Origin of the sequence: Pseudoglutamicibacter albus (genome assembly GCF_031458175.1) — a bacterium.
GTDB classification, from domain to species: Bacteria; Actinomycetota; Actinomycetes; order Actinomycetales; family Micrococcaceae; genus Pseudoglutamicibacter; species Pseudoglutamicibacter albus.
Window position 1 is genome coordinate 207,135 of record NZ_JAVDXX010000001.1, and the last position, 22,303, is coordinate 229,437.

The window sequence follows — 22,303 nt, forward strand, 5'->3', positions numbered from 1 at the left end:
TTTGCGCCGCACGTGAGCGCATACAAAAGGGGTTTTAGGGAACCGGAAGAGGATCCCTAAAACCCCTTTCTATGCCTCAACGGTGATTTAGCTGTGCTTAATGAAAGCTATGAAAAGTGATGTAGCGCATATTCGATCTGGAAATTTGGGTACAATCAACCATCATCAAGAACAGTTCGTCCAAGGAATCCTGGAGATAGGCTTCAATCTTTCGAAAACGGCTGATCCTTGGCGAACATATGTGACAAAGTTCACATCACACTCTCCTCTTTGACACGACGGGAAGTAAAACTATGAAGCGCACTCGCGTAGCATCCCTTGCGGCAGTAGCCGCGATCGCAGCTCTCGGGCTCTCGGCCTGCTCCGGTGACGGCTCGGGTAGTGGAGGTTCCGGAGGCTCCGGCAACGAAAAGAAGAAGGTCGACATCGTCCAGTTCGTAAAGCACCCGTCGCTTGATGCAGCGAACAAGGGCTTCCAGAAGGGCCTGAAAGACAACGGCATCGACGCTGAGATCAAGGAATACAACGCACAGGGCGAAGCCGCGAACAACGCCCAGATCGGCTCCCAGGTCGCAACCAGCAAGTCTGATCTGATCCTCGCTATCGCGACCCCGAGCGCACAGGTGCTCTCGCAGGCAGTCAAGAACCGTCCGATCCTCTTCACCGCGGTCACTGACCCGGTTGACTCGCAGCTTGTCGATTCACTTGAGAAACCAGGCAAGAACGTCACCGGAACCTCGGATGCCAACCCGGTCAAGGAACAGCTCGAACTGCTGAAGCAGATCGACCCAGACGCCAAGAAGATCGGCATCGTCTACTCCTCGGCAGAGCAGAACTCCAAGGTTCAGGTTGACTGGGCTCAAGATGCTGCTAGCGAGCTCGGACTGACCGTGGAAACCAAGGCGATCTCCGCGTCCTCCGAGGTATCCCAAGCCGCAAGCTCCATGAACGTTGACGCGTTCTACGTGCCAACTGACAACATGGTTGTCGCCTCCCTGGAATCCCTCCTGAAGGTCGCAGAGAACAAGAAGATCCCAGCGATCGCCGCTGAAGGGGATTCCGTCAAGCGTGGCGCAACCGCAACCGTGGGTATCAACTACGAAAAGCTCGGTGAACAGACCGGCGCGATGGCCGCGAAGGTCCTCAAGGGTGAAGCTAAGCCAGAAGACATGGCAGTTGAAACCCAGGAGGAATACGACCTCTACGTCAACGAGACCTCCGCAAAGAAGTCCGGCATCGAACTTCCAAAGGAACTCGTAGAGAAGGCAGCCGAAAAGTACTGATCCCCTCCACGGATCACACACCCTGACGTGAAGCTCGGCCCGCCCACCTAACTTCACTGAAGACAACAGCGGCGGTGCAGGGAGCAGTACACAGCCCTCTGCACCGCCGAACTGTGAGAACATCACCACGCACGCAGGAGCACACACCATGTTTTTCAGCGACATGCTGGAGCAGATGCCTTCCGCAATGGAGCTCGGACTGATCTATGCCATCGCAGCCCTCGGGGTCTACCTGACCTTTCGCGTCCTCGGTTTCCCTGACCTGACCGTCGACGGTTCCTTCACTACCGGCGGCGCCACCGCGGCAACCGCCATCGTTGCTGGCATGCCGCCGTGGCTCGCGATGGTCATGGCGTTCTGCGCTGGCGCTATCGCGGGCGCTTTGACCGGCATTCTGCACACCAAAGGTAAGATCGACGGCCTTCTCGCGTCCATCATCATGATGATCGCGCTGTACTCGATCAACCTGCACATCATGGACAACTCGGCCGCCAAGCCGCTCCTCGGTGAAGAAACCATCCTGACCCCGCTCGAAGAAAACGGCCTGCTGCGTGACGACTGGGGAGGGTCCGGCCTGATGCTCCTCGGTGTTTTGGGGATCTCGTTCCTGCTCATCTGGTTCCTGCACACCCGCACGGGTCTCGCGTTGCGTGCAACCGGTAACAACAGCCAGATGGCAACCTCGTTCCGCGTCAACACGGACAACCAGAAGATCCTAGGGCTTGCGATCTCCAACGGCCTGGTCGCGGTCTCAGGCTCGATGCTCGCCCAGTACCAGGCGATCGCGGACGCGACGATGGGTATCGGCTTGATCGTGATCGGCCTGGCTTCCGTGATTGTTGGCCAGGCGATCTTCGGTCAGCGTCGCGTATGGCAAGCGGTGCTCGCGTGTGTTGCAGGTGCGATCATCTACCGTCTGGTTCTGCAGATCGCGCTCGGTGCCGGCTTGCCGTCCTCGGACATGAAGCTCGCCTCTGCGGTGCTCGTGGTGGTCGCACTGCTGCTGCCGCGGCTTGAGATTTTCAAGAAGCTCAAGGCACGTAAGATGCGCCGCGAACAAGCCGAGGTCGAATCCGGCCTCCCAGACGATACAGACACCCACGCCGATGCCGCGGGCGCCGCACGCGCAGACGCTCAGGCATAAGGAGAGAACCATGCTTGAAATCCAGAACCTCTCCCGCACGTTCTTCCCAGGAACCGTCAACGAACGCAAAGCCCTGCGCAACATCAACCTGACCCTCAAGAACGGTGACTTCGTAACCGTGATCGGTTCCAATGGTGCAGGGAAATCGACGTTGCTGAACATGATCGGCGGGCGGCTGCGTCCGGATACCGGCAAGGTTGTGATCAACGGCAAGGACGTCACCAAGTTCAAGGAGCACAAACGGGCCTTGTGGGTTTCGCGGGTGTTCCAGGACCCGATGGCCGGAACCGCCCCGGAGCTCACGATCGAAGAGAACCTCTCGGTTGCGGCCTCCCGCGTTCGGAACCGCGGGCTACAGTTGGCGGTATCCGGTAAGGACCGCGCACAGTTTAGGACCGCGCTGGAAACTCTCGAGCTCGGCCTCGAGAACCGCATGAGGACCCCGGTCGGGCTGCTGTCCGGTGGTCAGCGTCAGGCTCTCAGCCTGCTCATGGCGACCATGACGCATCCGCAGATCCTACTGCTGGATGAGCACACCGCGGCACTGGATCCGCAGCGTGCAACGCTCGTATCACGCTTGACAGGCGAAATCGTGGAACGCGATCAGCTCACCACACTCATGGTGACCCACAACATGGAACAAGCGATCCAGTTGGGCAACAGGCTGATCATGATGCACGACGGCCAGATCATCCTCGAACTCGACGGCGAAGCGAAGAAGAACGCAACCGTCTCCAGCCTGCTCGCAGAGTTCGACAAGATCGGTGGTGAACTCTCCGACCGCGCGCTGCTTGCCTAACAACCGACGAGGTGGCGCAGACGAGGTAACTGGCGCGGATGGTGCTGTGGTACTTCGCGGATGATGCCGTGGTATTTACTGACCGAGCGTGCGGCGCGGTATCTTGAGGAGTATGCCCACACAGTCTGTTAAGCGTGGCCAGCGTGCGGCCATGAACCCCGCCGTGAAAATCGGTGCGCTGGTGCTCGGTGCGATCGTTGTCGTAGCGGTCCTGGTGCTTGCTGCCCGCGGCCTGCGGAGCCTCGACGCGGTTGAAGAGTTCATTCAACGCTACCCAGGAACCTCTAAGCCGCCGGCGTTCAGCGAGCCAGGGTTTCCGTTGTGGGTGCGTATTACGCACTACCTGAACTTCCTGTTCATCCTGCTCTTGATGCGTTCGGGCATGCAGAAACGGGCGATCGGCGCACGCAAGCATCCCGCGTACTGGACCCCGAGCAAGCGCGGCGGACGTAAGATCCCGTTCTTGCTGTGGTGGCACCAGTTCGTGGATGTTCTGTGGGTCGCCAACGGCATCGTCTATGTTGTGTTGCTGTTCTCCACCGGACGCTGGGGCCGGATGGTGCCGACTAGTTGGGACGTGTTCCCGAACGCGATCTCCGCTGGCTTGCAGTACCTTTCGCTGGATTGGCCTCTGACTGAATCGTGGGCGGCCTATAACTCGCTGCAGCTTTTGGCGTACTTCGTGATCGTGTTCATCGCAGCGCCGCTTGCGATCATCTCCGGCCTGAGGCTTTCCAGTTTCTGGCCTAAGGATGCTCCACGCTTGAACAAGATCGTCTCAGCCAAGGTTGCGCGCGGTCTGCACTTCCCGGTCATCCTCGTGTTCATTGCCTTCGTGGTGTTCCACGTGTTCCTCGTGTTCACGACCGGGATGCGGCAGAACCTCAACCACATGTTCGCAGGCACCGCCGATACCTCGTGGGTCGGTTTCTGGGGCTTCGTGATCTCGACCGTGATCGCCATCGGTTTGACGGCGGCCGCGACCACGCCGGTTCTGCGGCCGATCGCCGCAACCCACGGCAAGGTCACGACGCGTTAGTTCGCGGTCGCGTGAACTAACGCGATGATTTCTGCAAGCCGCGCAGGCGTCATACCGGTGAGGGTTTCGCGGATGATGAGCCCGTCGCGTCCGGTGATCGCCGCGGTGTGTGGGATGCCGAGGGTCGCCAGCCCCGCGTTGACGGCGGAGGTTGTTCCGGGTGTTGAGTCTTCGATCGCGATAACCCGCTCTGCAGGTAGCTCTAGCCCCGTGGCTTCACGCAGCAAGCGTAGACCCTGAAGGTAGGGTTCAGGTTCTGGCTTGTGCGGATGCACCGTGTCTCCCGTGACTATCGCCTGGAAGGGGTTGTGTCCCAGCACCTCGATGAAAGCGCTCGAAAGAGGCGTCTCAGACATCGTGACCAGCGCTTGCGGAACACCCGCCTCGCTCAGCGCCTCAAGCAGTTCGCGGGCGCCTGGCCGCCACGGGATCCCGTGTTCGCGCACACCGGCGGCAACCGCGGTGATGAGGTGGTCGATGATCTGTCGAACAGACAAATCGAGCCCGGCATCTCGCATCTTCGCAGCCGCAGTGGGTAGGGAAGCGCCTACGAAATCCTCGACGTCCTGCTGCGTCCACGGGGCGCCCGCCCGCTGCATGAGCGAGATCTCAGCGCGGCCCCACAGCGGATCGGAATCGATGAGGGTCCCGTCCATGTCCCACAAGACTGCCGCTGGTACCTGATTGCTCACGTTTCACTCTCACTTGTGCTGTAGCCGCCGACGCGGTGGTGTGGTTCCCGTTCGGCCTGCCCCAATTCTAGTGAAGGCAAAGCCTATGGGAAGGCCCGGTTAAAGCTCTGCGGGGGTATGGGATGAATTCCCATACCCCCGCAGTCGCTGGTGGCGAAGCGCTAGTCCACGTTCGTGATCCTTATGCGCTGATGTGCCAGCGTTCTCTTGCCAATGATTCAGTGCAAGTGGTTACTTGCCTGGGATCACCTGTGCGCGAGAACCCTTCTGCTTGTCGTTGCCACCCTTGAGGTTGCCGGTGCGGTTGTTCAGGTGCAGAACCAGGAGATCCTTGGCTGCGTCATTGACCAGAACTGGTGCGGCCGAGCCCTGAACCGAGGTGACGAGCAGGCCGTCGGTGCGGTTAGCGATAGCTGGCTTGGTTGCATCGAACTCGATCCAGTCGGTCTCATCAACCGCGGCGAGGCGGCCGTCCTCGTCAACGTTGTAACGGGACCACGAGCTGACCTTGTAACGCAGCTTTGAGGCCTCGTCCTTGGTGAGTCCAAGTTCCTTGAGGGCTACCGGGAATACTGCAACGTTCGAATCGAAGGTTGCTGGGTCCTGGTTACCAACGAGGTCATTGACTGGACGCAGGTCGATGTCCTTACCGGTGTCCGAGTGGACGGTAGCTACGAGGTCCAGATCGAGCGTGTTGATTCGAGTGTTGAACATCTCGTAGTCAGCCTTGCCGTCACCGTCGATGTCGAGCTCGATGTTGAACTCGGTTGCGGTGGACATGCGTGCCCAGTTGCCCCACGTGGAGATACCGATACCCAAGACCGCGTCATCCAAACCGGTGACTGGTGCGGTCGTGGTTGCACCTACGTACTGCAGGTCCATTTCGCGGCCGCCTGGAACCTTGTCGAGCTCCTTGCCCTGTCGGTCAGAGGTTGCACCGAGTTCGAGGAGCGCTGCCTTCGAGATGAAGGCCTCGTTGCGGGAGCCGGAGTCGGCGTCTGCGCCGCGGAAGCGGACGGTGCCGCGGTCGCCGCGTACCTTGGCCAGCTGAGCGGTAGCGTTACCGGCTGGCTTAGGTGCCGAGGTGACAGGGACGCGCAGGGTTGGCTGGGTCGAGGAGGTGAACTCGACGCGGCCGGTGGTGTCTGCAACGTATGCACGTGGCAGGTCCATCTGCATCGCGTCCATGGTTGGGTCCATGGTGCGGGTCATCGCGTTCTTATCGAAGGACACGGTGACCTTGACGTGTGCGACGCCCTTGGAAGGAACCGAGACGCGGTCCTTATCGAGGGAAACCTTGACACCCTTCTGCTGGGTTGCGCCCTTGTAGGCGACGTTGTAGGTCTGCGCACGGGTGGTCAGGTTGCGCACCTCGATCGTCTTGGTGACGGAATCGGTGTCCTTCACAACCTCAACTACACCGAAGTTCGCGGAGACGAGGTCCTTGCGGTCCTTGTCGTAAGCGATGACCGGGGTCTTCAACGCAGCATCAGCCATGACACGGCCGGAACCAACACGGTTAGGGCTGTAGATGTTCTTGCCCTTCTTGATGTCGGCTGCCGCGGTGTTCATCACGATGTTCTTGATCTCGGTTGGGCTGTAGTTGCCGTTAGCCGCGACCAGCGCAGCAACACCTGCGGTGTATGGGGTAGCCATCGAGGTACCGGTCATGGTCAGAGCGCCGTTACCCATCGCGACACCTGCGGAAGGAATCGAGGTACCTGGTGCTGCAATGTCTGGCTTCACAACGGAATCCGAGCCGTGCAGACCACGCGAAGAGGACGCAGCCAGGGTGTCGAGAGCGTTCGTGTTGATCGACATCGAAGACGTCTTATCAGGATCAACGGTGACCTCGAGCTCGCCCTTCTTAGCGGCATCGAGCAGAGCCTCGGAGCCGGACTTAGTCAGCTGAACGCCTGGGATCTTCGAGTTACCGGCGATACCGGCGGAGAAGACTTCGTTAGGGGCGTCCAAGACAATGCCTTTAGCTCCTGCGGCGGTTGCGTTGTCGAAGCGGGCCTTGGAGCCGCATTCGAAGGTCTCACCAGTTGGGTCATCCGACCAGTGCAACCATACCCACTTGCCCTTCAGTGAATCATCGCCGGTGAGCGCGGAGCAACCGGTGGTCTTAGGGCCGGCCTTAGGGACGACAACCTGACCGGACTCTGGCTTCTCCCATGGGTAGGAGCCGGAGAGCTGGCCTGGGTAGTCCTTAGCGAGGTTCTTAGGCTTGGTCACAGTGATCGCGTCAGCCGCGGCCTGAGAACCCACCGAGTTAGCGACGGTGAGAGCGGATGCGGCAACGCCTGGCGCGCCACCGATGTCGGTGATGTCGCCGGAGTTACCGGAAGCGATGACGGTCAGGATGCCTTGATCGGTGAGCGCGTTGACCATGTCTGCTTCAGGGTCATCGGCCGGGCTGTTGGTCGAGCCCAGCGACATGTTGACGATCTGTGCACGGTCAGAGAAGTCGCCGTCGCCGTTCGGGTCGAGCACGCGGTCGAGTGCCTCGCCGACAACGTTGGTCGAGCCTTCGCAACCGAACACACGCAGGCCAACGATGCCGGCTTCCGGAGCGGCGCCCGGGCCGATGCGCATAGCGTTGACGAGGTCATCGTTGAGGGACTGGTAGTCGCCGCGGAAGGTCTTGCCGTCCTTATCGACGCCGTAGCCGGCAGCGGTTCCCGCTACGTGGGTTCCGTGGCCGCCGATTTCGCAGTCAAGCGGGTTGGAGTCTGGCTGAGGCCAGGAGAAGAAAGAAGCCGCGTTATAGTCATCGCCAACGAGGTCCCAGCCGCCCTTGTACTTCTTAGGGTCGTAGAGGCCGGACTTCGCGGATGGCATGTCGTTGGAAGCCTTAGCTTCCTTGTAGGCTTCCTTGGTGCCTGGGCCACCGAAAGCTGCGTGGGTGTAGTCCACGCCGGAGTCGATGACAGCGATCGTGACACCCTTACCGGTCTGGTGCTGTGCCGCCCAAGCCTGGACTGCGCCGGTGTCGATGACGGTGCCCTTGTTTTCACGGGTCTTCGGGATGATCGCGGAGATCTTCACGACGTCGTCACGCTTTGCGAGATCACGCAGACGGCTCGCTTCACCCTGGAGGGCTACACCTGGCAGAGCGTTCGTGGTCTTGTAGAGGACCTTGGACTGGGACTGCTGTGCAGCCGAATCAGCCTTGGACTGGATTTCCTTGCGGACCTGGCGGACCTTAGCAACGTTCTTGACAGGGCGCTTCTTGCCGGTACGAACCTGGACTGGCTGGGAGAGTTCGTAAGCACCCTTGCCAGTGAACTGAACGTAGACGGAAGCCTGACCTTCCATGTCGGCCAGTGAGCCCTGGATCTTCAGCTTGGCCAGCTTGTCTAGGTCAAGGTCAGAAGGCTTGAGCTTATTCTTATCTACCTTGTCCTTGCTCTGGCTGAGCGAGTCTGATTTGGCTGCTGGGTTCATAAATGACGATGCGTTAGCGGCTGGGATTGACCCCATAGTTAACGCAGCACCCACAGCCAGCGCGGCGGCACCGCGTGCAACGCGGCGCGTTTTGCTGTTTTTCAAGAGAGCTCCTCAAGAGTGCTTTGAGTATTGTGAATAGATTTGTGTTGATGGGAACAAGGCTGTGAACATCATGTGCGTAATGTCACATCAACACTGATGAGATTTCTCTAAACCGCGAGTAATGTCAAGGCGAATTTATGATTCTATGCAAAGGCTATGAAAAGGCTGTGGTGTAGCCAAGATAGTTTACGTGTCACTTTTATCAAAAACCCCGACTTTCCAGGTTTTTGCCTGTGAAGCCTGAGAAAGCCGGGGTTTATTCGTATACGAAATGTTGCAAGAACTTTTTGCTCACAAACAGCTCCCGCACAGCCTCGTATTAGAGTCAGCGCAGCCCGCCCTGCCACAAGGCATCGAACGGAAGCTGCGAAGACACCCGCTGGTGGATGCCGCGGGTCACGAAGTCCTTGGCCTCGCGTGCCGCGTCAAGTGGGGAGCGGCCCCGAGCCAGCAGTGCGGCGACGGCGGCAGCCAATGAGCAACCGGCCCCGGAGACTGCGTGATCGCCGACCTTAGGGGTCGCGAGAACCTCGAATTCGCCTCCGTTATAGAACACATCCACAGCGTCCGGGCCGTCCATACGGACCCCACCCTTGGCGAGTACCGCGGCACCAGACTTTTCATGGATGACCTGCGCGGCTTTCTTGAGGCCCTCGATATCCGTGACCTCAAAACCGGCCAGGGTTGAAGCCTCGAACAGGTTAGGGGTCACGAACGTAGCCTTCGGAAGGAGCTTGGCAATCAAAGCCTGGTCAGTATCCAAAGCCGCGCCCGGCTCCTGGCCCTTGCAGATCAGCACCGGGTCCAAGACGACGTTGTCCCACTCCTGGCGCTCGAGCGCGCCCGCGACGGTCTCGATGGTCTGCGGGGTGCCCATCATGCCGAGCTTCACGGTACGTAGCTTGCCCTCATACGAGGTCTGCGAGGCCTCAAGCTGGTCGGCAATCACCTGCGGATCGATCGGTACGAAACGGTGGTTCCAATCATCCTTCGGGTCGAAAGAGACGATGCACGTGAGCCCTGCGATACCGAAAACACCGAGCTCCTGGAACGTCTTCAGGTCAGCCTGGGCGCCCGCACCGCCGGTGGCCTCAGAACCTGCGATGGTCAATACGATGGGAGGATTCTCAAAACTCATAGTCATATCGTAAAACCACGCACAGTCACGATCCGGCAAACCAGTCACTGGTCGTGCCAAAATAGGTCGGGAACTTTCATGTTTCGTAGCAACCCGGTGGTGGCAGGACCGGGCCGCGCAACACCATTCCGTTGAAGGAGAGCTATGCCTACCCGGCCCGAAACCAACCCTGCCAATGAAACCAACCCGGCTAGTGACACCAACGCTGCCCAGGACGCCGTCTTCGCCAGCCCCGTAACGGAGGCGACCCGTGAGCGGCGGGCGGTTTTCGCATCGACCGGTTCACGTTTCTATCCCACCATTTTGGCCCTCATGGGCCTCGTGTTCGTGCTCAGCAACATTGGCGCGAGCAAGGGCGTTGAACTGTTCGGGTTGGTGACCGACGGCGGATTCTTCCTCTTCCCGCTGGCCTACATTCTGGGGGACGTGGTCTCCGAGGTCTATGGGTGGAAAGCCTCGCGCCGGGCCATCATCACAACCTTCATCTTCGGTGCGCTCGCGGTGCTGACGTTCCAGGCGATCATCGCGCTGCCTGCCGCGAGCTTCTATGAGGGCCAGGAAGCGCTCGCAGCGACCTTGGGGCCGGTATGGCAGATCGTGCTCGCCTCCCTTCTAGGTTTCATGGCGGGCCAGCTTTCGAACGCGCTCATCATCGTGTGGCTCAAGCGCCGCCACGGCGAGCGCGGTCTGTTGTTGCGCATCCTGGGTTCTTCGGGTGTTGGTGAGGCGCTGGATACGCTGATTTTCTGCTCGATTGCCGCCCCGGTGATCGGGATCGATTCGTTCGGGGTGTTCCTGCAGTACTTTGTGATTGGTTTCTGCTGGAAGCTCGGTGTGGAGGTCGTGTTCTCGCCGGTGACGGTTGTGGTGATCAAGCTGGTGAAGCGGTATGAGCCGAGCTACCCGAAGAATAACGACGTCACGGCCGCCTAGCCCTCTGCCGCTGAGTTAGCTGGGCTGTTGAGTTAGCTGGGCGGCTTAGCTGGCGGGCCCGTCGGGGGAACCGTGGCCTCCGTAGTAGTTGCTCAAGACGGTGTGCTTGTACGCCTCGTAGGTTCCGTTCTCGATCGCTTCGCGGGCGCGGTCCACGAGCCTCACGGTGAAGGCGAGGTTGTGGATCGAGATGAGCGTGTGGCTGAGCATCTCTTTCGCCTTGTAGAGGTGGTGGATGTAGGCGCGGGTGTAGGTGGTGCAGGTCGCGCATTCGCAGCCGGGCTGTAGTGGGCGGAAGTCTTCGCGGAAGCGTCGGTTGGAGAGGTTGTAGCGGCCGTAGTCGGTGTAGAACGCCGAGTTGCGGGCTACGCGGGTAGGAGAGACGCAGTCGAAGGTGTCCGCGCCGTTTTCGATGGCCCACAGCACATCGTCTGGTTCGGAGATGCCCAGCAGGTGGCGCGGCTTATTCTCGGGTAGTTCTTCGGCACACCAGCCCACGATGGTCCCGAGGTGTTCCTTCTCGAGTGCTCCGCCGATCCCGAAGCCGTCGAAAGGCATAGCTGCGAGGTCTTGGCAGGCTTGGCGGCGCAGGTCTTCGTATTGGGCGCCCTGGATCACGCCGAAGAGTGCTTGGTATGGGCGGTGGGCGCGTTCATCGGTGAGGCGGAAGTGTTCGATGATGCAACGTTCAGCCCAGCGGCGGGTCCGTTCGAGGGATTCGATCTGGTACCGGCGGGAATTGTGCAGCGTGGTGAGCTCGTCGAAAGCGAACATGATGTCCGCGCCGAGGCCGTGCTGCACCCGCATCGAAATCTCGGGTGTGAAGCGGTGTTTATCGCCGTTGATGTGGGAGGTGAACCACACGCCGTCGTCATCGACGTTAGCCATGCGTTCATGCCCGGGCGCTACCGCATCGTCGGCGCCACCACCCACGGCGGCGCCGTCGGAACCCATGTCGATGACCTTCTTGAAGCCTGAGCCGAGGCTCATGACTTGGAAGCCGCCCGAGTCGGTGAAGGTTGGCCCATCCCAGCCCATGAAGTTCCCCAGCCCGCCCGCGGCGTCCACGATCTCATGCCCTGGCTGCAGATAGAGGTGGTACGCGTTGGAGAGTACAGTTTGCGCGCCAAGCTCTTTGACGTCGCGCGGGAGCACGGCCTTGACGGTGGCTTTGGTGCCGACCACCACGAACGCAGGCGTGGCGATGTCGCCATGCGGGGTGCGGATCACGCCGGTACGGCCGCGCCCATTGGCCATGCGGGTGCCCACGGTGAAACCGAATTCGGACTGCCGCTCATGCCCCGCTGGAAGCTCAGGCTTGACGTAATCAGCCGAGGGCGCGTGGCTGGCTGCAGCGGAGCGCTTGCTAGCACGAACCGAGCGCTGGCTAGAACCAACCGAGCGCTTGCTAGTTCGATCGGAATGTGGCGTGCTGTTGGGCGGCGTGGCGTTCAGCGGCGTGTTGGTGGGTGGAGTGGTGTTCACGGGGTTCTCCTGATGCGGCGCGGATGATCGGTAGCTCGCGTTCGATCAACGCAATGAAGTCGGGGCGTTCGCGCTCAAACGCTAAACGGTATGCGGTGGTGACCATGAGCGACTTCAGCCGGCTCCACCGGAATTCGAGCTCTAGGGGTGCGTTGAGGCTGTCGCGGGCGCGCTGTATTTCGCGGTCGTATAACGATGCGTGCTCAAGCTGGCGGCGGTGAATCTCACGCGCGGTGCCCGGCAGGGTAGCGATGAGTGCTTCCTCGCCGCCCTTGAGTTGCTGCGCGTAGCCGGTGGCGGCATCGTGGTCTGCGGCTTGGCGGGCAAGCCAGCACGCGAGCGCGAGCCCGTAGCGTGTGGGGAGCCAGCGTGTTGCGTTGTCCTCGAAGGATTGTTGGGTGAGCACGTTGAGGATAGGCCACACGAATTCGGTGTCTTCATACACCACAGCCAGCTGGAAAGCGGCCCACACGAGGCTATCGAGGTGGGATCCAGCACGAGTGTTGATGCCGGGTGCCACACGCAGCGCAGCACTGAGCAACTGCGCGTCCTTGCGGTGGGCCTTGGCGGCCTCAACGAGTGCGGCTTCCGCGGAACCTTCCTCGACAGGCACCGCCAACAGCTCATCGATTCCGGGGCCCAGGTTGCGTTCGGTGAAAACCCGGATGGTCGAATTGATCGCCACGGTTGCACGCGAGCCGTCTTCCAGCACCACATCCACGTAGGCGTCAGTCCCGAAGGAGTCCTTCACGACCCTCGCGGACTGGACCGGCTCCGAAGGCAGGCCGGAACGGTGCATGAAACGGTCACCCTTGGTGATATTGCGGGCGGGGATCGCTTGGCGGTGCCGCGGGAAACGCCCATCGAAATGCACGGTTGCCGCATGGGATGGGGACCCCGCCTGCGCTTGCGCCGCCGCCTGCGTTTGGGCCGTCTGCGCCTGCGCCGTTGATTGTGTTTGGCTCACCGTCCCCACCCCACGTAGGCGAGCGCTTGGTGGATGATCTGCCCACGGCCTCCGGTGAATTCGGCTTGAACGCTTTCTGAGAGGGCCTCTTCTGGGGTCAGCCAGGACAGTTCGAGCGCGTCTTGGCGTGGGTTGCACTCGCCTTGCACCGGAATCACGTAGGTGAGTGCGACGGCGTGCTGCCGTTCGTCGGTGAGCCCGGTTTCGGAGGGGGACGGGAAGTATTCCGCAACCGAGAACGGGGTGAGCGAGGCTGGCAACGACGGCATCGCAAGCGGGCCGAGGTCCTTTTCGAGGTTGCGCATCAAGGCCGCGCGGATCGTCTCGCGGTACATGACACGGCCGGAGACGAAGGTCCGCTCGAACTGGCCTTCATCCGTGGTCGTGTAGAGCAGGCCGACCTCGGAAACGTATCCCATCGGGTCCACACGCACGGGGATCGCTTGCACGTAGACGATCGGTAGCCGGCGTCGGGCCTCGTACAGGTCCTCTTCTGATAGCCAGCCTGGGTTTGGGTCCGGGGTCCGTACAGCGCTCATAGTCTTTGTCTACCTCACTGTGTGTCTGGTTGCCAGCCTCGCCCGGGGCATTGTCGCTTTGTTCTCAAACAGCGTGAGAGCGTAGCCGTGCGTTTTCGCTAGCGCATCCCGAGCCAGTAAGCCTCCGATGCGGGGCTATTTTCAACGCGCACGCGCAACGAACGTGCGGCCACGGCCGCCCAGTGCGGGTTGCGCAGGGCCTCACGCCCGATGCTGGTGGCGTCGGCTTGGCCGCTGGCGACGATCGTTTCGGCTTGGGCGGGTTCGGTGATGAGCCCTACCGTGCTAACCACGGCCTGTTCGGCCGGTAACGCTTGGCGTAGCACAGCTGCTAACTGAACCTGGTAGCCGGCCCCGACCGGGATGACTTTAGGGTCCGGATGGATCCCGCCGGATGAGATGTCAAACCACGTCACACCGGCGTCCTCCAGCAGCCGGCGGGCGAGTTCGAGCGTGTCCTGTAGCGTCACGCCGCCTTCGACCCAGTCGGTTGCGGACAAGCGGATCCCCAGAGGCTTGTGCGCAGGCCACACGTCACGCACCGCGGATGCGACCTCGAGTGCGAACCGTGCCCGGTCGCGGCCGTATTCATCCTCACGTTGATTGGTCAGCGGCGAGAAGAACTCGTGGATCAGGTAGCCGTGCGCCCCGTGGATCTGCACCGCGTCATAGCCGGCTTGATCCGCGCGGCGTGCTGCTTCACGGAACGCGGCGATAACCTCTTGGATGTCCTCAGCGGTCATCTCGCGAGGGGTGAACAGGCCGGGCTGGATCGGTTCAGAACCGGGCGCGATGACCTCCCATGCGCGGTCCTCACCCAGGGTCCCGCGGGGCTCGTCACGCAAGTTGGGGTAGGTTGCGGCTTTACCGCCCGCGTGCCCCAGCTGAACCGCTGCGGCCGCGCCTTGAGCGCGCATGAACTCCGCCATCGTGCGGTGGCCTTCGATCTGTTCATCCGACCACAGCCCGAGGTCCTGATCAGAGATCCGTCCGCGTGCCTCGACCGCCGTGGATTCGACCGTGACGAGGCCGAAACCGCCGGTCGCGAACGCGCCGTAATGCACCAGGTGCCACGGCTGCGGAACCCCGGTGCGAGGCGCGTAGTACTGGCACATCGGTGAGACAAACGCGCGGTTGCGTAGAGTGAGCCCCGCACCGTGCGGGGCGGGGATGGTCAGCTCGGTGAACAGTGTGGATGCCACGGCACTCCTTCGACAACTGATGAACGGTTGGCAGGGGCAAGGCTGGTACAGGCTCGGGGTTGGTACAGACCCCGGCGGGCGTAAGGGTTTCAGCGGGTGTGAGGGGTCCAGCATGGTACAGGCCTGGCGCATGTAGACCTCGCGGGTGCGTAGGCCTAGCGTGGGAGGTAGATCTTCGCGAAGTTCGCCAGGATACGGTGCGCTGCGGTCACGTCCGCGTTGCGTGCCAGGTGAGCGATCGCATCGAAATCTTCCGGATCGAAATAGCCGTTTTCACGGTAGGCCTCGATGCGGCCGATGAGTCCGTCCGGGTCCAGTTCGGGGTGGAACTGGGTCGCATAAATGTTGTTCTTGAGCTTATACATCTGGACCGGTGCGGGGTCCGATGTGGCAAGCAACACCGCCTCGGCCGGCAGCTTGGTCGTGGACTCCTTGTGGCCTACGAACGCATCGAAATGCGGGTCAACGCCAGAAAGTACGGGGTCAGCGATACCTTCCGGAGTGAGGCTGATGTGGGAGATGCCCGCAGGTTCTGAATACGTGCGGTCAACCACCGCGCCGGAGGCCAACCCGAGCACACCCACCCCGTAACACAAACCAAGGAACGGGAGGTCTTTCTCGATCACGACCCCCAGCACTCGCGCGAGTTCTTCCTCAACACGGATCTGGGTTTCGCTTCGATCAACATCGGTTGAGGTGAATGGGCTCCCGCCAAGAACCAGAGCCGAATAGCGTTGATGCCACGTGTTCTCAAAACCGGCCGGTAGCGGCGCGGCTTCAAGCCGGAACCGTTCAACATCGCCCGCTTCAAGTCCGGACAGCCGCACGAACGCCTCGTATTCGGCGTCCGCCAAGGCGTCTTCCGGGCGGGTCTGCAACAGCAGGAATGGTGCGCTCATCAGCCCATCCTTTCACGTATGAGATCAAGCAGGCGCGGCGCCGACGCGAAGCCGTGCCAGGCTAGCGAGTGAGCCAGGCTAGCCGGCGGCCAGGCTCGATACTGCGACGCAGGTTCGCGCGTTAGCTGCTGCGGCGCAGGTTGGCGTCGATGGCTGCTTCTTTGACTCGGATGTCGTTGCGTCGCGTGGTCGCTGCGATCAGCGTACATGCTGCCGCGAGCCCTGCCACCAGGATGAGCCCTACATGGAAACCCAACGTAACGATGTGGGCGATGATGAGCCACGCCGCACCCCAACCGAAGGCAACCGGCGCCCACAGGCGCCCACGTTCCGTGAATGAGGCGAGGAACACGGGGATGCACGCTACAGCGAGGGTCGCTGGCGCCCAGAGCGCTTGCGGTGGCAGCGACCATCCGGCCGCGGTTGCGGCCGCGCTTGCGGTCCATGCGGCCATGAAGGCGCCGGCGCCGAGGCTCAGCTCAGTGGGGAGGTCGGTTTCGTAATACTCACGATGCGTGCGCGCGGTGAGCAGGTTGAGCCGCCGCACTGCTTCCGCGGCCAGAGCGGTCCACAGGACCGCACAGACGGCGGCAAGCCACCACAAACCCGCCATCGCGGAGCCGACCCAGCCGGCCAGCGCCGCCGAGGTCACAGCCGTTAACCAGCCTGTGCTGCGTTGGCGGCGGGCTGAATGTTGATTGCGTTTCCATGAGAAAGCGCTCGCGGTGAGGAGCCCTAAAGCAGCAACCGGAACCAGAGCTATACCTGGAACCAGCGGCGCGAGTTCAACACGCGCATCGGCATGCGTTATGAGTCCAGCCGGCACTCCTTTGCTGAAGAGCGCGAGGCTCGCCACGAAAGCGACGAGTGAGACAACCGTTGCCGTGATGCGCCGGAACAGATCGTGCGGGCGTGGCTCAGGCGCTGGCGAAAACTCTGGCAGGTTATACGGCAACACAACAGTCTGCGGGGCCTGCTCCTGTGCAGTCGTTGATGCCGGCCTGCGGGACACCGCGATGGGGACATACTCGGTCGGTGAATAGTCCGGGTCATTGTGGCGCTCGTTCTGCAGGCGCAAGGCCTCACGGGCCTCCCACACGCTCTCCTCGAGGGTCAACTCACGCGGTGCTTCCTCGACCGCCTCAGGTTCCTCGAGCTCTTCAGATTCCGCCGCGATCTCGTCCGGTTCATCAATCGCCTCTGGCGTAGAGGGAACGTCCGCCTCTGGCGTAGCCGGGACGTCTGGCGCTGGAGGAACGCCCAGCGCAGGTGGAACGCCCAGGGCTGGAGGGCCGTCTGGGGCAGCAGGTGCTTCAGGTGCTTCGTCCGTCTTTTTGCTGCTCCGTTCGCGGGAAGCCTGTGCCGCAGCGGCGCGACGTTCGGTTTCGGCGTTCGTGTCATCCACATCGAACGGTTCATCACGTTCAGGGAAACGCAACGTCTCAGGCCGGATCTGAGCCGGAAAATAGAGGGTCTCGCCGTAGCCTTCTACGTTCTCGTCCGCGCGCCCACCCTGGCCCTCGCCGGAATCCTGGGCGCCAGAACTGTCCCGAGCAGACTCAACCTGCTCATCAGAGCGGTCACTTTTCTTCACGGGATTGTTCCAACGGGACGGAAGCTGCACTAACGGCTCCTCGAAGTCGACGGCGGCGTTTGTGCGTCCACACGAGGGGGACTACCCCCAAAACACTACCGATAATCATGCCTAGAATCGCGGAACTCCACGCCGGCAACCCCAGAAGCGAGTGCAGAATTCCGCCAAGGGTAATCATATATAAGACCCACAAGGTGGAGCCCACACATGAAGACCACCACACCAGGGACCACCGTAGTTTCGACAAGCCCGCGCCAACGCACGCGACGGTACGGCCGCCCGATATGAACCGCAAGCCCACCAAAACAGAGAAACTGCCCGCAGAACCAAGCGAACCCGCCGCGGAGTCCGCGCTCTGCAGTAACCGGCGGCCCCATCGTCGTTTGTTAAGCCACCCGTGGCGCGTACGCACTACCCACGTGAGCCACACCTCACCCAGCACATGCCCGATCACCGTGACCGCGGCAGCGAGTGGCCCGTTGATAATTCCCTGCCCCGTCAACGCTGGGATGGCTAGAGCGAACAGCTCCTGCGGGATCAGCGGGAACGCGGCATCCAACACTTGAGCCAAGAACGTGCCGAGATAGAACCACGTACCCCACGCGTTCGGATCGAAAAGGTTCACGGCCGGCCGTCCTGCGTGACGGAGCGGTGTTTTGTGGAGGAGTAGTGCTGTGCAGGGGAGCTGTCCTGCGTGACGGAGCTGTCCTGCGTAGGGATGGTGAGTGGGCCTAGGGTGAGGCGTTGCTGGGTTGTGAAGGAGCGCGGCTGGCCCGTGAGAGGGTCAGTGAACCTGATGGTGTGGGCTAATAGCTGCAGGGGCTCATCGTGGTTGTCCGGGGCGTCATCCAGCAGGTAGGGGTAGTGCTGATCTCCGATGATCCCGGAACCCAGCTGGGCAAGATGCACGCGCAACTGGTGGGTGCGGCCGGTTACCGGCGAGAGGTCCCACAAGCAGACGCCCTCGCCGCGGCGGTTGAGGCCATAGGCGGCAAGGCGGATGCGGGTGACGGCGTTGGGAGGAAACTGGTCGAGGCGATGGAGGCGCACCACGATCTCGCCGCGGACCTTCTTGATATGGCTGCGGACGGTGAAGGGCAGGCGGGTTCCACCCAGGGCGGGATGTTGCGGATCCCAGCCGGGCGGGGTCAACGTGACGGCTTGATATTTCTTGGTGATTTCGCGGCGCTCAAACATGGTTTGGTAGGCGCCGCGGGTCGCTGGATTGATCGAGAACATGACCACACCGGCTGTTGCGCGGTCGAGCCGGTGGATCGGCACGAGGTCATCGATCCCCAGCTGGACTCTCAGCCGAGCCAGTGCAGATTCGCGCACGTACCGGCCGCCCGGGGTCATCGGCAGGAAATGCGGTTTATCCACCACCAGCAGGTCCGCATCGCGATGGATCACGCGGCAATAGAACGGGATGTGTTCCTCGTTAGGGGAGTCCCGGTAATACCAAATGAATTCGTGCGCGCCCAGCGGGGTCTCCGGGGTGACGCGACTGCCATCGACCGCGGCAACCTCACCGTGAGCGAAGCGGCGGCGCAACCCTTCAGCGTCGATGTGCCCAAAACGATCCAGCGTGTATTCCTGAATGGTCTCCCACGGGCCGGTGGTCGGTACGCGAAGGCGGGTCGCGTTGATGCCGTTTCTCACCGGTAGCGGGGACTGCTTATAAGAGGAAGGTTTGAAGCTCATGCGTTTCAGGACTGGATGTGTGAACTACACAGAATGTGTGAAATACCTTGCCCATTCTTGCAGGCCTTGCTGGGGTAGCTGCGTTACGGCGGCGCTTTAGGCGCCACAGAAAAGTTAAGGTAGCTTAACAATTGCCGGGGTATGTTGAAACACCAGGCTGACGAGGAGGACACCATGCAAACAGCCGATGCGGTGCGCATCGAAGAGCTGACCGTGCGCTACGGACGCAACACCATCTTGAGCAACGTCAACCTCAGCATCCCCGCAGGACGCATGGTGGGGGTCATGGGCCCCAACGGCGCCGGTAAATCCACCCTCGTCAAAGCGTGCCTGGGGCTCATTCCGCGAGCCACAGGCCGCATCGTCATCAACGGCAAAAGCCTTGACGAGGTGCGCGGCGAGGTCGCCTACATCCCCCAACGCACCACAAGCGACTGGGACTTCCCAATCACCGTTCTGGAAACCGCGGTGCTCGGAAGCTATCCGCGGCTACGCACCTTTCAACGGCCCAGCCGAGCCGACCGCGAACGCGCCCGCGAATGCCTCGAAGCCGTCGGGATGAGCGAATACGCCACAACCCAGCTACGGGAACTCTCCGGAGGCCAAGCCCAACGCGTCTTCACCGCGCGAGCCCTCATGCAAGAAGCCACCGTGTTCTTCCTCGACGAACCTTTCGTGGGTATCGACGCCGCATCCCAGGCCCGCATCACACACATCCTCAAGCAACGCGTCGCCCACGGCGCGACCGTCATCGTGGTCCACCACGACCTCAACAACGCACGCCTCATTTTCGACGACATCGTGCTCGTCAACCGCCGCATCATCGCCAACGGAGCAACCGCCGCGACCTTCACCGCAGACAACCTCTCCGCAACCTACGGTCCCGACATCATCACCTACGCCCCGGCGCTGCTCGGCGGCGCAGCGCACAGCGGCAGCGACGCTAGCGGTACCGGCGGCGGGGAGAACGAGAACCTATGACCTTCATCAACGACCTTTTCGAATACACATTCCTCGCCCGTGCGCTCTTCACCGCAAGCGTTGTGGGGCTTGTGTGCGGGGTCATCGGCAGCTTCATCATCCTGCGGGGGCTCTCACTCATGGGGGACGCGATCTCCCACGCCGTGCTGCCGGGGATCGCGCTCGCGTTCATGTTCGACGTCTCATTCTTCGTGGGAGCGCTCGCCGCGGGGCTGCTCGCGGCGTTCGGGATCGGCGTGGTCTCGACCACCACAACGCTCAAACGTGACACCTCGATCGGGATCGTGTTCACCGCGTTCCTCGCGTTCGGCATCATCTTGCTCTCCAACACGACCGCGACGTTCTCACTGACCGATGTATTGTTCGGCAACGTGCTCGCGGTTCGGAAGCAAGACATGTGGCTTGCGGTGGTGATCGGCGCGGTTGTGTGCGCGGCGGTCTTGTTGTTCTATAAACAGCTGAAGATCACGACGTTCGACCCGGTCCTCGCTGATTCTTACGGGGTTCCCGTCAAAGCCGTGCATTACGGCGTTCTGGTTGCGCTTGCACTCGTGACGGTCGCGTCCGTGCAGACCGTGGGCGTGATCCTCGTGGTCGCTTTGCTCATCACACCTGCCGCGACCGCGTATCTATTGACCACCCGGTTGCCAAGCATGATCGCGGTCTCCGCGCTCATCGGTGTCGTAGCGGCTGCTGGAGGGATGTACTTCTCCGTAAGGTTCAACATCGTGTCTGGGCCCGCCATCGTGCTCACCGCGTTCACCATGTTCACGCTCGCGTACCTCTTCGCGCCACGCACCGGCGTCGTTACGAAAGCGATCGCTGGGCGATGACGCGGAAAGTGACTTTCAAAGCGGTGCTTGCTGCCATCGCGGTGGCGTTGCTTGCCGTGACAGGTTGTAGCGTGGTTCCGCGAGACGAGGCCGGTAGTGGCGCCGGGTTCGATGGTGACGGCAAGTTCAACGTCGTGACGAGTTTTTCTGTTCTCGAGGACATGACGCGGCAGATCGGCGGGGAGCACGTGAATGTCTACAACCTCGTTCCGGTGGGGCAGGACCCGCACGAATACGAGCTCCGTCCTGCCGACACGACTCACGCTCAAGATGCTGACCTGCTGATTTCCAGCGGCATGAATCTAGAGGGCGGGGAGGACGGCTGGATCAGCCGGCTCATGAACGCCGTGGACCTAGACACCAGCCAACACGTGGAGGCGACCCGCGGCATCAAACCGCTCTACATCAGCGACGGGGTGGAACAGGACGAAGCTGACGGCGATCAAGCATCCGATCTGGATGAGGATGAAGTGAATCCGCATGTTTTCGTTGACCCGGCTAACGGGGCGAAGATGGCGGAGAACGTCGCTGAGGCCCTGATCCGGGCGGACCCGGAGCACGCCGCTGACTATCGTGCCAACCGGGACGCCTACGTTGGGCGCATCAACGAGTTGGCGGGCAGCTATGACGAACTGTTCGCAGGCGTCGCGGAGGACGACCGGATCATCGTGACAAGCGAGCGTGCGTTCCAGTATCTAGCAAAGCGTTACGGGCTTGCCGAAGGCTACATCTGGCTGATCGATACGGAGGACGCGGGTAGTCCCGAGCAGCTGAAGCGTGCCGTGGATTTTGTGCGGGAGCATCGGCCGCCGGCGCTGTTTGTGGAGACGAACGTCAATCAGCGGCCTATGGAGACTGTGTCGGAGGAGACCGGTGTGCCGATCGCAGGAACCCTGTACTCGGATGAACTCGGCGCACCAGGCACTCCCGCGGGGACGTATATCGGTTTCCTTGAACACAACCTTGAAAGCCTGACCCGCGGGCTCGGTGAACAGTAGGGCTAGATCTTCGGGAACCGGCGCTTCTCAGTGAACGGTTCGACGTGGAACATATCAACGCCGCGTTCTCTGAGCCCTTCAAGTACGCGTTCGCTCACGATCCACGCGAAACTGTGGGCGCTTTCCCGCCAAGCATATGACGTAATCTCGCTGGTGCCTTCCGTGTTTTCGACGAATCCGACGTAGCCGGTGACACGCCCCTCGTTCGCGCTGAAAAGGTTTACCTCGAATGTTGAGCACCCTGCTACCCCGAGTTCAGCTACTGCATCCGCGAAACGTTGGGACACGAGCGTGGGCGGGCCACCCCAGAGAATGTCGCCCCGACGTTTACCGCGACTTATTGTTTCTCGTTCGAACCACACGTCGAATGGGAGCTCTTCGAGGTTGCCGTCGGCAACAACATCGTAAATATCGCGTCCATCGTCAAGGGTGTACGGCCCCAACGGGGGTTTCCCTTCCCAAACTGTGCGAATCCAAAAGTCTCGCTGGGTGCTCAGCGGAAGTATCTCGTACCAAGTCGT

The 22,303-nt window shown here is 61.4% G+C and carries 20 protein-coding genes; 8 read left to right on the forward strand and 12 right to left on the reverse strand.

Going from position 1 to position 22,303, the window contains the following annotated elements:
- Positions 1-293 precede the first annotated feature (293 nt).
- The 4 genes from J2S67_RS00840 to J2S67_RS00855 all read left to right on the forward strand — a co-directional run bounded on the left by J2S67_RS00840 (position 294) and on the right by J2S67_RS00855 (position 4,265).
- Entirely contained in the window at positions 294-1,283 is a 990-nt protein-coding gene (locus J2S67_RS00840; RefSeq protein ID WP_310245407.1) for an ABC transporter substrate-binding protein, read from the forward strand.
- 175 nt (positions 1,284-1,458) lie between these two features.
- Positions 1,459-2,427, forward strand: coding sequence for an ABC transporter permease (locus J2S67_RS00845; protein ID WP_310248637.1), 969 nt, complete (start codon positions 1,459-1,461; stop codon positions 2,425-2,427).
- A gap of 10 nt (positions 2,428-2,437) precedes the next feature.
- Positions 2,438-3,226: an ABC transporter ATP-binding protein gene (locus tag J2S67_RS00850; protein ID WP_310245409.1), complete on the forward strand. Its 789-nt coding sequence runs from the start codon at positions 2,438-2,440 to the stop codon at positions 3,224-3,226.
- A gap of 112 nt (positions 3,227-3,338) precedes the next feature.
- Positions 3,339-4,265, forward strand: coding sequence for a cytochrome b/b6 domain-containing protein (locus tag J2S67_RS00855; RefSeq protein ID WP_310245411.1), 927 nt, complete (start codon positions 3,339-3,341; stop codon positions 4,263-4,265).
- On the opposite strand, the gene J2S67_RS00860 is transcribed toward J2S67_RS00855, so the two are convergent.
- From J2S67_RS00860 to J2S67_RS00870, 3 genes are all read right to left on the reverse strand, one after another.
- Positions 4,262-4,957, reverse strand: a complete 696-nt coding sequence (locus J2S67_RS00860; RefSeq protein WP_310245413.1) for an HAD family hydrolase — start codon at positions 4,955-4,957, stop codon at positions 4,262-4,264. The genes J2S67_RS00855 and J2S67_RS00860 overlap by 4 nt on opposite strands.
- Before the next feature lie 231 nt (positions 4,958-5,188).
- The gene (locus tag J2S67_RS00865; RefSeq protein ID WP_052048489.1) at positions 5,189-8,512 is read right to left on the reverse strand and encodes a S8 family peptidase; all 3,324 of its coding nucleotides are present in this window, start codon (positions 8,510-8,512) and stop codon (positions 5,189-5,191) included.
- Positions 8,513-8,837: 325 nt separating this feature from the next.
- Entirely contained in the window at positions 8,838-9,650 is an 813-nt protein-coding gene (locus J2S67_RS00870; protein ID WP_239445927.1) for a hydroxymethylpyrimidine/phosphomethylpyrimidine kinase, read from the reverse strand.
- Between the two features lie 144 nt (positions 9,651-9,794).
- Between J2S67_RS00870 and J2S67_RS00875 the strand changes: the two genes are divergently transcribed.
- Complete coding sequence (locus tag J2S67_RS00875) at positions 9,795-10,583, forward strand: queuosine precursor transporter (protein ID WP_310245418.1); 789 nt, start codon at positions 9,795-9,797, stop codon at positions 10,581-10,583.
- A gap of 45 nt (positions 10,584-10,628) precedes the next feature.
- Here J2S67_RS00875 and tgt read toward each other — a convergent pair whose 3' ends face one another.
- The 8 genes from tgt to J2S67_RS00915 all read right to left on the reverse strand — a co-directional run bounded on the left by tgt (position 10,629) and on the right by J2S67_RS00915 (position 18,970).
- A complete protein-coding gene (gene tgt, locus J2S67_RS00880) occupies positions 10,629-11,840 on the reverse strand; it encodes a tRNA guanosine(34) transglycosylase Tgt (RefSeq protein WP_310248640.1) in 1,212 nt (403 codons plus the stop codon).
- Positions 11,841-11,991: 151 nt separating this feature from the next.
- Positions 11,992-13,035, reverse strand: a complete 1,044-nt coding sequence (locus J2S67_RS00885) for a DUF6707 family protein (protein WP_035756439.1) — start codon at positions 13,033-13,035, stop codon at positions 11,992-11,994.
- A complete protein-coding gene (locus J2S67_RS00890; RefSeq protein WP_035756437.1) occupies positions 13,032-13,574 on the reverse strand; it encodes an NUDIX hydrolase family protein in 543 nt (180 codons plus the stop codon). Before J2S67_RS00890 ends, J2S67_RS00885 begins: the two co-directional genes overlap by 4 nt.
- A gap of 98 nt (positions 13,575-13,672) precedes the next feature.
- Positions 13,673-14,776 carry an NADH:flavin oxidoreductase/NADH oxidase gene (locus J2S67_RS00895; RefSeq protein WP_310245425.1) on the reverse strand — a complete coding sequence of 368 codons (1,104 nt, stop codon included), beginning with the start codon at positions 14,774-14,776 and terminating at the stop codon, positions 13,673-13,675.
- A 155-nt stretch (positions 14,777-14,931) separates the two neighbouring features.
- Positions 14,932-15,675: a glutamine amidotransferase gene (locus J2S67_RS00900; protein WP_070491801.1), complete on the reverse strand. Its 744-nt coding sequence runs from the start codon at positions 15,673-15,675 to the stop codon at positions 14,932-14,934.
- Between the two features lie 121 nt (positions 15,676-15,796).
- Complete coding sequence (locus tag J2S67_RS00905) at positions 15,797-17,269, reverse strand: MFS transporter (protein ID WP_035756433.1); 1,473 nt, start codon at positions 17,267-17,269, stop codon at positions 15,797-15,799.
- Positions 17,256-17,894 (reverse strand): DedA family protein, encoded by a 639-nt coding sequence (locus J2S67_RS00910; protein WP_070491797.1) that lies wholly within the window; start codon positions 17,892-17,894, stop codon positions 17,256-17,258. Before J2S67_RS00910 ends, J2S67_RS00905 begins: the two co-directional genes overlap by 14 nt.
- Complete coding sequence (locus tag J2S67_RS00915; RefSeq protein ID WP_310245433.1) at positions 17,891-18,970, reverse strand: pseudouridine synthase; 1,080 nt, start codon at positions 18,968-18,970, stop codon at positions 17,891-17,893. Before J2S67_RS00915 ends, J2S67_RS00910 begins: the two co-directional genes overlap by 4 nt.
- Before the next feature lie 174 nt (positions 18,971-19,144).
- Between J2S67_RS00915 and J2S67_RS00920 the strand changes: the two genes are divergently transcribed.
- The 3 genes from J2S67_RS00920 to J2S67_RS00930 are packed head-to-tail and all read left to right on the forward strand — an operon-like array spanning position 19,145 to position 21,782.
- A complete protein-coding gene (locus tag J2S67_RS00920; protein ID WP_310245436.1) occupies positions 19,145-19,951 on the forward strand; it encodes a metal ABC transporter ATP-binding protein in 807 nt (268 codons plus the stop codon).
- On the forward strand, positions 19,948-20,784 hold the full coding sequence (locus tag J2S67_RS00925; RefSeq protein ID WP_070491791.1) for a metal ABC transporter permease: 837 nt from the start codon (positions 19,948-19,950) through the stop codon (positions 20,782-20,784). Before J2S67_RS00920 ends, J2S67_RS00925 begins: the two co-directional genes overlap by 4 nt.
- Before the next feature lie 8 nt (positions 20,785-20,792).
- Positions 20,793-21,782 (forward strand): metal ABC transporter solute-binding protein, Zn/Mn family, encoded by a 990-nt coding sequence (locus J2S67_RS00930; RefSeq protein WP_310245440.1) that lies wholly within the window; start codon positions 20,793-20,795, stop codon positions 21,780-21,782.
- A 2-nt stretch (positions 21,783-21,784) separates the two neighbouring features.
- On the opposite strand, the gene J2S67_RS00935 is transcribed toward J2S67_RS00930, so the two are convergent.
- Positions 21,785-22,225: a hypothetical protein gene (locus tag J2S67_RS00935; protein WP_070508043.1), complete on the reverse strand. Its 441-nt coding sequence runs from the start codon at positions 22,223-22,225 to the stop codon at positions 21,785-21,787.
- Positions 22,226-22,303 lie beyond the last annotated feature (78 nt).

What these genes read in the sequence shown, in the direction of transcription:
- J2S67_RS00840 (WP_310245407.1), top strand. Translation starts at nt 294, where the DNA reads ATGAAGCGCACTCGCGTAGCATCCCTTGCGGCAGTAGCCGCGATCGCA.
- J2S67_RS00845 (WP_310248637.1), top strand. Translation starts at nt 1,459, where the DNA reads ATGCCTTCCGCAATGGAGCTCGGACTGATCTATGCCATCGCAGCCCTC.
- J2S67_RS00850 (WP_310245409.1), top strand. Translation starts at nt 2,438, where the DNA reads ATGCTTGAAATCCAGAACCTCTCCCGCACGTTCTTCCCAGGAACCGTC.
- J2S67_RS00855 (WP_310245411.1), top strand. Translation starts at nt 3,339, where the DNA reads ATGCCCACACAGTCTGTTAAGCGTGGCCAGCGTGCGGCCATGAACCCC.
- J2S67_RS00870 (WP_239445927.1), bottom strand. Translation starts at nt 9,650, where the DNA reads ATGAGTTTTGAGAATCCTCCCATCGTATTGACCATCGCAGGTTCTGAG.
- J2S67_RS00875 (WP_310245418.1), top strand. Translation starts at nt 9,795, where the DNA reads ATGCCTACCCGGCCCGAAACCAACCCTGCCAATGAAACCAACCCGGCT.
- tgt (WP_310248640.1), bottom strand. Translation starts at nt 11,840, where the DNA reads ATGGCCAATGGGCGCGGCCGTACCGGCGTGATCCGCACCCCGCATGGC.
- J2S67_RS00890 (WP_035756437.1), bottom strand. Translation starts at nt 13,574, where the DNA reads ATGAGCGCTGTACGGACCCCGGACCCAAACCCAGGCTGGCTATCAGAA.
- J2S67_RS00900 (WP_070491801.1), bottom strand. Translation starts at nt 15,675, where the DNA reads ATGAGCGCACCATTCCTGCTGTTGCAGACCCGCCCGGAAGACGCCTTG.
- J2S67_RS00915 (WP_310245433.1), bottom strand. Translation starts at nt 18,970, where the DNA reads ATGAGCTTCAAACCTTCCTCTTATAAGCAGTCCCCGCTACCGGTGAGA.
- J2S67_RS00920 (WP_310245436.1), top strand. Translation starts at nt 19,145, where the DNA reads ATGCAAACAGCCGATGCGGTGCGCATCGAAGAGCTGACCGTGCGCTAC.
- J2S67_RS00925 (WP_070491791.1), top strand. Translation starts at nt 19,948, where the DNA reads ATGACCTTCATCAACGACCTTTTCGAATACACATTCCTCGCCCGTGCG.